Origin of the sequence: Sulfuricurvum sp., assembly GCF_019163035.1 — a bacterium.
Lineage (GTDB): Bacteria > Campylobacterota > Campylobacteria > Campylobacterales > Sulfurimonadaceae > Sulfuricurvum.
Genome location: NZ_JAFLKV010000146.1, coordinates 1 through 10824, shown reverse-complemented (window position 1 = coordinate 10824; position 10824 = coordinate 1). Strand labels below are relative to the sequence as shown.

13 protein-coding genes are annotated in these 10824 nt (G+C 44.4%); 7 read left to right on the top strand and 6 right to left on the bottom strand.

Annotation, left to right across the window (positions count from 1 at the left end; all coding sequences use genetic code 11):
- The 5 genes from JZU62_RS10490 to JZU62_RS10470 form a co-directional block, all read left to right on the top strand.
- Nucleotides 1-226 (top strand): thioredoxin domain-containing protein (locus JZU62_RS10490; RefSeq protein WP_295014570.1); only part of this gene is annotated, 226 nt, incomplete at its 5' end.
- 148 nt (nt 227-374) lie between these two features.
- Complete coding sequence (locus tag JZU62_RS10485) at nt 375-1316, top strand: FAD-dependent oxidoreductase (RefSeq protein WP_295014568.1); 942 nt, start codon at nt 375-377, stop codon at nt 1314-1316.
- Nucleotides 1317-1396: 80 nt separating this feature from the next.
- Entirely contained in the window at nt 1397-2167 is a 771-nt protein-coding gene (gene dapB / locus JZU62_RS10480; RefSeq protein WP_295014566.1) for a 4-hydroxy-tetrahydrodipicolinate reductase, read from the top strand.
- A 10-nt stretch (nt 2168-2177) separates the two neighbouring features.
- Nucleotides 2178-3527: an amidophosphoribosyltransferase gene (gene purF / locus JZU62_RS10475; RefSeq protein WP_295014564.1), complete on the top strand. Its 1350-nt coding sequence runs from the start codon at nt 2178-2180 to the stop codon at nt 3525-3527.
- 11 nt (nt 3528-3538) lie between these two features.
- A complete protein-coding gene (locus JZU62_RS10470; RefSeq protein WP_295014563.1) occupies nt 3539-4501 on the top strand; it encodes a TIGR01212 family radical SAM protein in 963 nt (320 codons plus the stop codon).
- A gap of 4 nt (nt 4502-4505) precedes the next feature.
- Here the strand turns inward: JZU62_RS10470 and JZU62_RS10465 are convergent, their stop codons facing one another.
- The 6 genes from JZU62_RS10465 to JZU62_RS10440 all read right to left on the bottom strand — a co-directional run bounded on the left by JZU62_RS10465 (nt 4506) and on the right by JZU62_RS10440 (nt 8860).
- Complete coding sequence (locus JZU62_RS10465) at nt 4506-5039, bottom strand: DUF2393 family protein (RefSeq protein ID WP_295014560.1); 534 nt, start codon at nt 5037-5039, stop codon at nt 4506-4508.
- Nucleotides 5036-5551 (bottom strand): DUF2393 family protein, encoded by a 516-nt coding sequence (locus tag JZU62_RS10460; protein ID WP_295014558.1) that lies wholly within the window; start codon nt 5549-5551, stop codon nt 5036-5038. Before JZU62_RS10460 ends, JZU62_RS10465 begins: the two co-directional genes overlap by 4 nt.
- A complete protein-coding gene (gene hisIE, locus JZU62_RS10455; RefSeq protein ID WP_295014556.1) occupies nt 5548-6222 on the bottom strand; it encodes a bifunctional phosphoribosyl-AMP cyclohydrolase/phosphoribosyl-ATP diphosphatase HisIE in 675 nt (224 codons plus the stop codon). The genes JZU62_RS10460 and hisIE overlap by 4 nt, the downstream gene beginning before the upstream one ends.
- Before the next feature lie 3 nt (nt 6223-6225).
- Nucleotides 6226-7269, bottom strand: a complete 1044-nt coding sequence (locus JZU62_RS10450) for a prohibitin family protein (protein ID WP_295014554.1) — start codon at nt 7267-7269, stop codon at nt 6226-6228.
- A gap of 125 nt (nt 7270-7394) precedes the next feature.
- The gene (locus JZU62_RS10445; RefSeq protein ID WP_295014552.1) at nt 7395-8315 is read right to left on the bottom strand and encodes a branched-chain amino acid transaminase; all 921 of its coding nucleotides are present in this window, start codon (nt 8313-8315) and stop codon (nt 7395-7397) included.
- Nucleotides 8316-8410: 95 nt separating this feature from the next.
- Nucleotides 8411-8860 carry a globin gene (locus tag JZU62_RS10440; protein ID WP_295014550.1) on the bottom strand — a complete coding sequence of 150 codons (450 nt, stop codon included), beginning with the start codon at nt 8858-8860 and terminating at the stop codon, nt 8411-8413.
- Between the two features lie 133 nt (nt 8861-8993).
- On the opposite strand from JZU62_RS10440, the gene JZU62_RS10435 reads away from it, so the two are divergent.
- On the top strand, nt 8994-10409 hold the full coding sequence (locus tag JZU62_RS10435) for an aldehyde dehydrogenase family protein (RefSeq protein ID WP_295014548.1): 1416 nt from the start codon (nt 8994-8996) through the stop codon (nt 10407-10409).
- 13 nt (nt 10410-10422) lie between these two features.
- Nucleotides 10423-10824, top strand: a 402-nt coding sequence (locus tag JZU62_RS10430; RefSeq protein WP_295014546.1) for a peroxiredoxin, incomplete at its 3' end; no start/stop codon positions are given.

The window sequence follows — 10824 nt, the reverse complement described above, 5'->3', positions numbered from 1 at the left end:
ACCTTGTCGTATGATCGCTCCGGTTATCGAAGAGTTGGCAGCCGAATTTGAAGGAAAAGCAAATATCTGTAAAGTAAATACGGATGAAGAACAAGATATCGCAGTTAAATACGGTATCCGCTCTATCCCGACAATCCTTTTCTTCAAAAACGGCGAAGTCGTTGAACAAATGGTCGGTGCCGCTTCTAAACAAGCATTTGCTGACAAACTAAACGCATTACTGTAATCTACTCTTGACCCTTTCGGGTCAAATTTCTCCCTCCTTTTATCTTCTCTAAAACTTTTCTAAAACGATTTTGTTTATAACTCCCCTTTGGCAGGGTTTAACTACAAAAGAGTATGATATATCAAATTAAAAGCGGAGGCTTTAGGATATGCTGGATTGTGCAATTATCGGGGGAGGTCCCGCAGGGCTTACCGCAGGATTATATACCACACGGGGTGGTTTGGATAATGTCACGATGTTTGAGAAAGGGATGCCCGGTGGCCAGATTACGATGAGTTCCGAGATTGAAAACTATCCGGGAGCCACGGCACATAATTTGAGTGGGATGGACTTTATGACTCCGTGGCCGGAGCAGTGTCAACGCTTCGGGCTCAAGCATGAAATGAGCGAAGTAACTCGCGTATCGCGACGCGAAGACGGTATTTTTATGATTCAAAAGTCGGACGGCTCATCCGATGAGGCCAAAAGTGTCATCGTCTGTACGGGTTCTGCTCCAAAGCGTGCCGGATTTGCAGGAGAAGATGCTTTTTTCGGGCGCGGGGTGAGTACATGTGCTACGTGCGACGGATTTTTCTACAAAAACAAAGAGGTCGTGGTGATCGGCGGGGGTGATACGGCGCTCGAAGAAGCGCTTTATTTGGCAAAAATTTGTACCAAAGTTTATTTGATCCATCGTCGTGATAGTTTTCGCTCGGCTCCTAATACGGTTGCACGGATCAAAGAGACAGCCAATATCGAGTTGGTGTTGAATGCTATTCCCGAAGAGGTATTCGGTGGTGCGATGGGAGTTGATGGGATTCGTGTGAAACTCGAAGACGGTTCACTGCGTCAAATCGATGTTCCGGGAGTATTCGTATTTGTTGGTAATAATGTCAACAATCAAGTGTTGATCCAAGAAGACGGTTCTTTTTTATGTGACATGACTCTTTGGGGAGAAGTAAAAGTCGATCTCAGTATGAAAACATCCGTTGCAGGATTGTTTGCAGCGGGAGATATGCGTGCAGAAGCTCCAAAGCAAGTGGTTTGTGCGGCGGGTGACGGTGCTGTTGCCGCGTTACAAGCGATAGCGTATGTAGACGGACATCATTAATATTTTCAAGAGCATTTACACCCTTTTTAAAGACGAAGAGGGTAAAATATCACTACTTAAATGTTTAAACAGGGATATAAATGATTAGAGCAGGTGTATTTGGCGCTGGCGGGCGTGTCGGAAAGCTGTTGATTGATGATTTGCACCAAGAAAACGAGATCTCATTGGGTGCAGTTTATGTCCGAAATGAGCTAAATTTTTCGATTGATCCTTCGGTTTTAGTAACGAACGATATGGGGACTTTGCTCAACGGGTCTGATGTTATTATCGATTTTTCATTGCCGGAAGCAACACAGCTTTTATTGGAACGTGCGATTGAACATCCTACTCCGTTGGTAATCGGAACAACAGGGCTTGATACCCATCAGATGAATCTCCTCAAAACCGCGAGTGAGTCGATGCCGATTTTGTATGCAACCAATATGTCTCTCGGTGTTGCTTTGCTCAATAAACTGGTTCATATAGCGGCAAAAACACTTGATGGTTTTGATATCGAAATTGTGGAACAGCACCACCGTCATAAAAAAGATGCTCCGAGCGGTACCGCGCTTACCCTCGCGCATTCGGCAGCTACAGCTCGTGATCTTGATCTTGATGCGGTACGTGTCAGCGGGCGTAACGGCAACATCGGAGAGAGAACCAAAGATGAAATCGCGGTGATGGCATTGCGCGGCGGTGATATCGTCGGTCGGCATACGGTCGGATTTTATAATGATGGCGAATTTGTCGAATTGCATCACACGGCGACGAGTCGTAACACCTTCTCCAAAGGTGCTATTCGTGCGGCAAAATGGTTGGTCGGAAAACCAAACGGTCTCTACAGTATCCAAGACTGTTTAGAATTAGCGTAAGGAAGTAAAAGTGCGTAGCTTAAATGAAAAATGTGCAGTTGTCGGTATTTTCGACCATCCCGAAGCGTCAAAACTCGCTTACTTCTCTCTTCATGCTCTTCAGCATCGTGGACAAGAAGCGGCAGGTATCAGTACCAGTGATGGGGGAAAACTCTACACGATTAAAGATCGCGGTCTTGTAACCCAAGTATTTGATACCCAAAAACTCAATACCCTAAAAGGGAACATGGCGATAGGCCATACCCGCTACTCTACCGCAGGGGATGACTCTATTCTCGATGCACAGCCGGTATTTGCCCGTTATGACTTGGGGGAGATGTCGATTGTTCATAACGGAAATCTCACCAATGCCAAAGAGGTGCGTGATGCCCTCATTAAAAAAGGGGCGATTTTTCAAACCTTTATGGATACTGAAAATTTGATCCATTTGATCGCGAAAAGTGATCAGCATCATTTGACGGATCGTATCATCGATGCGGTTAAAAAGATTGAGGGGGCCTATTCACTCGTCTTTTTGAGTCGCTCTAAAATGTTTGCAATGCGTGATCCTCACGGTTTCCGACCTCTTAGTCTCGGGCGTGTGGGAGATGGATATGTTGTTGCGTCAGAAACATGTGCGTTTGATCTCATCGGTGCGGAGTACATCCGTGACGTGGAACCGGGTGAATTGCTGATTTTCGAAAAAGGGAAAGCGCCCAAATCGATCAAAGTATTCGAACCTACTCCGAAACACTGTATTTTTGAATATGTCTATTTTGCTCGCCCTGACTCAAACGTTTATACCCAAAACGTCTATGAGATGCGTAAAGCGATGGGGAAAGCCCTTGCAGTAGAGCAACCGATTGAAGCCGATATGGTTGTTCCTGTACCTGATGGCGGTGTCCCTGCCGCAATCGGTTACTCACAACAAAGCGGTATCCCGTTTGAGATGGCAATTATGCGTAATCACTACATTGGTCGTACTTTTATCGAGCCGACCCAAGAGATGCGTGATTTGAAAGTCAAAATGAAACTCTCTCCGATTAACGATTTGATCCGTGGAAAGCGTCTTATTGTAATTGACGATTCTATTGTTCGCGGAACAACAAGCCGACAAATTGTCCGTATGCTCAAAGCCGCCGGAGCCGCAGAAGTACATATGCGTATCTCTAGCCCACCGACAACCGATCCGTGTTACTACGGTGTTGATACCCCTGATAAAGAGAAACTAATTGCTGCGAATATGACTAATGCTGAGATTTGTGCATTTATCGAAGCTGATTCCCTTGGTTATTTGAGCAATGAAGCACTTCTGAAGAGTGTTAATGGCAAAGAAGAGAATTATTGTACGGCTTGCTTCACCGGCAAATATATTATTTAAAAGCATCTTTTATGCGGGAACAGATTTTTACCTTTGGGCAATATTTGCATCGTAAATTCGGAGTAAAAATCTCAAAAGTTCCCGTCTCTATCTCCGGCTTTACTTGCCCAAATATCGACGGTACGGTTGCCAAAGGGGGATGTACTTTTTGTGAAAATGATTCTTTTAGCCCCAGTTTGGATCATACTCGCGAGCTTAAAGGTTTTTTTCTCAATCTTCATTCAACTTCTAATCCAAATTTAGAGAAACAGCTTCAGCAGTTAGAATGGCAGTTTAATGCTCTTTCTAAGCGTTTACAAGAAGAGAAGAGAGCTGAGAAATATATGGTCTATTTCCAGAGTTTTACGAACACATACGCCCCTTTCGATACCCTCAAAGCCCTTTATGAAAAAGCTCTCTCGTTTGAGAATGTGGTTGGTCTTAGTATTGGAACCCGTTCAGACAGTATCAGTGATGAAACATTTAAATACCTTGCAGAGCTTTCCAAACAAACGGAAATATGGATCGAGTTCGGGATACAATCGATTTATGATGAGACACTGGAGCGGATCAATCGGGGACACGACAGTGCTAATGTCAAAGAGGCAATTCTCAAAGCGAAATTGTATGGGCTTAATGTTTGTGGTCACCTTATCTTCGGTCTTCCTAATGAGAGTAAAGAGATGATGTTGGAAACGGCGAAAGAGGCGTATTCTTTAGGGATTGATTCAGTTAAATACCATCCTCTCTATGTGGTTAAGCGCACCGCATTGGCGAATGAGTATGCCAGAGGAGAGTTTGAGCCGATAAGCGAATCACTCTATTGTGACGTACTTAGAGAAGCATTACTTCTCAAACCCTCACACGTTAGTGTTCAGCGTATCAGTGCAGGGATCGATGATGAAAGTTTAATCGCCCCGTTATGGTGCAAAGATAAGAATGAACAAATCCGGAAGATCAATAAATCATTGGAATTGATTGGATTAAAGTACTGAAAAATTAATAACTAGCTTTGGCAGTTACACTAAATGTCGCATTGCTAAAATGCGACGGGTAATCCATCATGATAGTAAATGTTTTAGCTTTTCCGGGATTTAAATACTCTGCAATCATATGCTCTTCGACAATATTTTGACGTTTAAAGTTGGGGTTACCCCCCTCATATATTTCATTAAAGACAGAGGGTTGAGTAAATATAGAGTCTTTTCCAGCTCCTCCACCTTGTGTGTTATTGAGTTTTACAAGTGCCACGATATTTGCAACTGGAAATTCCCCGACATTTCGAACCGTCCCCTTAATCAGTATCTGTTCGGATTGATAATAACGAACCTTATCAAGGTTGGATACTTCAACAAGATAAACATTTTCATTGATCGCTTTCCAACTGAATACGCCGATTAAAATAAGTATGAGCGTTATGGTAGTAAGAATGGAAAATTTTGAATTGGTTCGAAGGGATAGAATCATTCCGAGGATAAATAAGAGGCCCAATACCCCTACCAATAGATAATGCCAAGGTGTTAACGGACTCATCTACATTCTCCCTTTATAGTAATATTATATTCTTTGTCATATCGAAACGGCTCGACAAAAAGTTTAAAAGGTACCGATTCACCCGGCGCTATTGTTTTTGTAAGAGTCAACGATCCCTTTTTAAAAGGAACATACGGGTAAAGGTGATTGAGATATTTATAGTGGCTTACCTTGTGGACACCTGCGTATATCGTGCACTCTTTAAAGGAGCGTTTTGACGTATTGTTAATGTCCCCTTTTATCAATAAAGCTTCAGTGAATTCCAGTGCTTTTACTTTATGGAGGATTATTTTATTTTTAAAGAGGTAGTGATGAAGTTGTATATATCCGACGACTGATCCTGCCGTCAAAACGCTAAAAGCTAAAATAACAAAGACTATAGCAAAAGCCATCTTATGCCGTAGGGCAATCGCCAGTACCAATAATAAGAGAAACAGGACAAATATTCCTCCAAACAGGAGGTAATCGTAGATTATAAGGTGATGGATAAAATCGATTATTTTTGCTTTCATTTTTCCCTAGCGTTTTTCTCCGCAATACCGCTCATCCCAAATCGTCGGGCAAGCTCTTGTTTGACGCGGTCGGGAGAGATATTTTTGTGCCCCAATGCAACGAGGACATGATAGACTAAATCGGCACATTCGTAAATAATTTCATCTTCATTGCCGTCTTTGATCGCGAAGCTGAACTCTCCCGCTTCTTCGACCACTTTTTTGAGGATCGTATTATCCCCGCTGCTAAGAAGTTTTGCAGTCCAAGAGGTTTTAGGGTCAGCATTTTTGCGGCTTAGGATCGTGTGGTAAAGCTCATCGATTATGCCATAAGTAGATGCTGTGTCGATTTGAGGCTCGCTGATGGTATTACCCGTTTCGATGTTCGTAAAGAAACACGATTTCCGTCCGGTATGACATGCTACTCCCTCTTGGCGAATAATAAGAAGGAGGGTATCATTATCACAATCGAGGAGAAATTGTTCAATGTGTTGCAGATGACCGCTCGATTCCCCTTTTTTCCAAAGACGCTGTTTAGAACGGGAATAATAGTGGGCGATTCGCGTCGAGAGGGAGAGTTCTAAGGCTTTACGGCTCATGTACGCCATCATCAGCACTTCGAGTGTTGTTGAGTCTTGGACGATGACAGGGAGGAGCTCTGATTTTCCCCAGTCGATTTGATCAAGATTCATTGTTTATTTCCCTGCAGAACTTATTTTTTGGCTATCGCCGCTTTTGGTATCGAGCCAAATATTAGGCGTTGATCCCCCTGGGGTAAGGAAAATTTTAGCATCTTTGTTCTCTTTGAGTGCTTCGTTAAATTTACCTTGAACTTGGATTTGCTCCAATTTTAACAATCCAGGAGTGAGTGACGCGCCGATGAGATGGTTGGCTTTGGCTTGCGCTTGCGCTTGGATGGTAATAGCGTTGGCACTACCTTGTGCTTCCGTCTCTTTTTTGAATGCTTCTTGTTTTGCACGCTCAACATCTTGTTGGGCACGCTCTACCTCTTGTTTGGCGACTTGAACCCGCTCAATTTGATCTTTAACTTTTTGAGGAAGACCGATTTCGCGGAGTTGGATTGACTCAAGTTGTGCCGGAGCATTTTTTTGTCCCTCAACCGTTTTGCGGATACCCGCCTCGATTTGCGTAGCGATAGCATTACGCATAATTGGGAGATTTTCTGCTTCATACTGACCGACAACATTTCGGACAACATCACGGGCTACAGGATCGATGATTTTATCTTCCCAACTAAATCCCCAATTAGAGATTGTTTTTGCCGCTAATTGTGCGTTAAGACGGTATTGAACGGTGATATCGATGGAGACAGGAAGCCCCCGCTTATCCAAAACAGCAATGGCCGGTTTAAGGAGAATGCCATCACCCGCAGTGGAAGCACGATCGATTTTATCGGCATAGTTGATGATACGCACTTTGGTATCGACAATATAGATTTTTTGGATCAAAGGGATCATAAAATGAAGTCCAGGCATAAGAGCTTGATCACTGTATCTTCCGTTTGTAGAGAGGATACCGCGCTCACCCTCTGTGATAATGATGAACGGTTTAGCCAAAACGAGGAGTAAAATAAACCCGCCGATAGCCCATAGCATTCCCGCTTTTTGGCCGTTCATGTTGAAATCAAACTTTGGCGGTTTAGGAGCATTAAATCCGCCCCCTTTGCTTGCCTCTTCTTTTTTCTTTTTATTAAAATAGTCGTTCATATCACTTGCCATAATTTTCCTTTTACAATAAATCTCCAGCATTTATGCTGGCAACTTTAGGGGGTTACAAGGGACAAAATTGTCCCTGCCACTGAAATGGACTCACGTGCCCTTTGGGTATTGCCCGTTTTAGTGTTTTAATCTATATACGTGAGATAGTGTTCAAAGTCAGGGTTACGCCCATAAACGATGTCGAAATAGCCGTTTTGTAGTTTTTCGGTTAACGGTCCTCGACCACCTGCACCGAGAACACGCGCATCCACTTCACGAATCGGAGTAAGCTCTGCCGCCGTTCCGGTGAGGAACGCTTCATCGGCAACGTAGATCTCTTCACGGGTGATTTTTCTACGGGTTACTTTGATCCCCATTTTTTCTGCCATTTCGATAACCGTTTTTTGGGTGATCGATACGAGAGAGTTGTCGTTTGGAGGGGTAATTAGCTCGCCGTCTTTGATGAGGAAAAACGAGGCTCCGCTCGCTTCGGCAACGTACCCTTCATCATCGAGGAGTAACGCTTCATCGTATCCCGCTTCAACTGCTTCAAATTTTGCCATTTGGCTGTTGAGGTAGTTTCCGACCGCTTTGGCTTTACCCATGTTTGATTTGTTGTTCGGACGGCTGAACGATGAAATTTTAAGACGAATCCCTTTTTTCATCCCTTCTTCACCGAGATAAGCGCCCCATTCCCATGCTGCTACGGCAACTTCGACGGGAGCATCTTTGTGATAAATCCCCATAACGCCGTATCCGAGATAAACGATAGGGCGGAGATAGACGTTTTCACCGGTAAAACCGTTTTCACGAATAAGATCAATTTGAGCTTGGTTTAGCTCTTCGAGTGTGTAAGGAACATTCAAAAGGGTCATTTTTGCCGATTCGAGGAGACGTTTCGTGTGGTCGTTCAAACGAAAAATCGCGTATCCTTTTGGGGTCTTGTAGACCTTTGTCCCTTCGATAACACCGTTTCCATAATGCAATGTGTGGGCAAGGACGTGAATTTTTGCGTCATTCCATGCAACAAGATTACCGTTCATCCAAATGTATTTGGCTTCGTTCATAGGGAAAATCTCCAAAAGAAAAATTGGGAGATTTTAGCGTGAAAGGGGTTTAATGTTTATTAAGATAAAGATAATTCCCGCAATCGCGGGAAAGATTAATGGGAGGGGGTGTTAATCATCCAAATCGAAAACACATCGAGGTAATCCCAAAACGATTGGATGTATTCTGGGTTTACCCCTTCTGCTTCAAGTGCAGGGAGTAAAACGCCGTAAAATTCGAGCCATCTTTGGCGTCCGTGCTCATCGATACGAAACGGTGCATGACGACCGACCATACGAGGCTCACCCCGTGTTTGGGCAAAATAATCAGGTCCTCCGCAGATTTGGATGAGAAAATCGGCGGCGTGTTTTTTGGCAGCTGAAAAATCTTCTTCGTCATTCACAGGGAACAAAAACGAGATATCGCTGTTGCGGATCATCTCATAATGATCATCGACTAATTTGCGAAAACGCTCTTCGCCCACTTGGAAAAAGAATCCCGGATGAGGTTTGGTAACGGGAGGACGAACCCCTAGAGCACCGTCGGTAATTTTAAGTTCTAGCATGATGATCCTCTGCGTATTTTTGAGACACATTCTAAAGAGAAGATGAAAAGAAAGAGCTTAAACTCTCCTCTGCGTTCTCTTTTTAGGTGATGATTTGTATAATTGAAACATAATTTAATGGCGGAGACGAATAATGGATGCACACGTTTGGATGGGGTCACGTCAGGTTGTAACTTCCTGTTACACGGAGCGTCTCAGCCCGTATGACGGACGTGTTGTTTCACGTGCGGCGGAGTGCAGTGCAGAGGATGCTCATCAGGCACTTAATATCGCCAAACGTGTCGCAAAATCTGCGAAAAAAACTCCGCTTCATCAGCGATGTGCATGGTTGTTGGATGTCGCATCTAAACTCCGCCAACAGCGAGAGGAATTCGCAAACGTTTTATGCGATGAGGTAGGCAAACCGATCGCCTATGCACGGATCGAAGTTGATCGCTGTATTGAGACGATTACCCTCTCAGCCGAGACGATGCGCACCATGCACGGCGAGACGATCAACACCGATGCGATGAGCAGTGGAAGAGCGGCTCATGCCTACTGGCGACGAGAAGCGGCGGGTGTCGTTGTCGCAATTACCCCCTTTAACTTTCCGCTTAACCTAGTCGCCCATAAACTCGCACCTGCATTGGTCGCGGGGAATACGGTTGTTCTCAAGCCGACACCTGAAGCTCCTCTTTGTGCTTATAAGCTTGCCAAACTTTTTATCGAAAGCCCTTTTGCAACGCCTGATGCTTTGAGTGTTGTCTATGGTGATGCCGAAGTGGGGAGTGCGTTGGTGGGCAGTGACATCCCCCGTGTCATCAGTTTTACCGGATCGGTAAGTGTTGGCAATATCATTACAAAAAGTGCAGGGATTAAAAAAGTTTTCTTAGAACTCGGCGGTAATGCGGCAACCTATATCGATACGAGTGCTGACCTTGATTATGCTGCCTCACGGTGTGCTATCGGCGCTTTTGTCAACTCGGGACAGGTGTGTATTTCATTGCAACGTATTTATGTAGAGAGTAGCATTTACGATACTTTTGCCGCTAAAATGGGAGATGCTACCGCAAAATTGATTGTCGGTTCGCCGTACAATGACGATACCTTTTTAGGACCGTTGATTAACGATGAAGCGGCCGAGCGGGCAATGAGCTGGGTGGAGAGTGCGATGGAAGAGGGGGCTCGTCCTCTCACTCCGCCGCACTGTGAAGGGCGAATTTTTTATCCGTGTGTGATGGCAGATGTGACTGAGTCGATGAAAATTGTTTGCGAAGAGGTATTTGCTCCCATTGTGAGCTTGGTACGGGTGAATGGAATCGATGATGCAATCACACGGATGAATAATTCACCGTATGGATTGCAGTTCTCGGTTTTTACGAATAACCTTGCCCATGCGACCAAGGCGATTGATGAACTCGATGCAGGTGGGGTCGTCATCAACGATATGCCGACACTGCGTTTCGATATTCAGCCTTATGGCGGTGTGAAACTGAGCGGTGTCGGACGCGAAGGCCCCCGTTTTGCCATCGAAGAGTTTACAGAAATTAAATCCATAGTAATTTTATAAAAAGGTATTAAAAATGTTAGAAGTAGGAAGTGTATCTCCTGATTTTTGTTTGAGTAACCAAGACGACGTAGAGATTTGTTCTCGCGATTTGCGCGGTAAATGGATTGTATTGTATTTTTACCCGAAAGACTCTACTCCGGGGTGTACTACCGAAGCGTGCGAGTTTAGTACAGCGATGGATGAGTATGATGATATGGGGGCAATTATCCTCGGTGTGAGTGCCGATAGCACCAAATCCCACCGTAACTTTATCGAGAAAAAATCACTCGAAATTACCCTTCTCAGTGATCCGACGACGCAGATGATGCAAGACTACGGCGTATGGGCGATGAAAAAGAACTACGGCAAAGAGTATATGGGTATCGTCCGCTCAACGTACATTATCGATCCAAAAGGAATCGTCAAAGCGGCATGG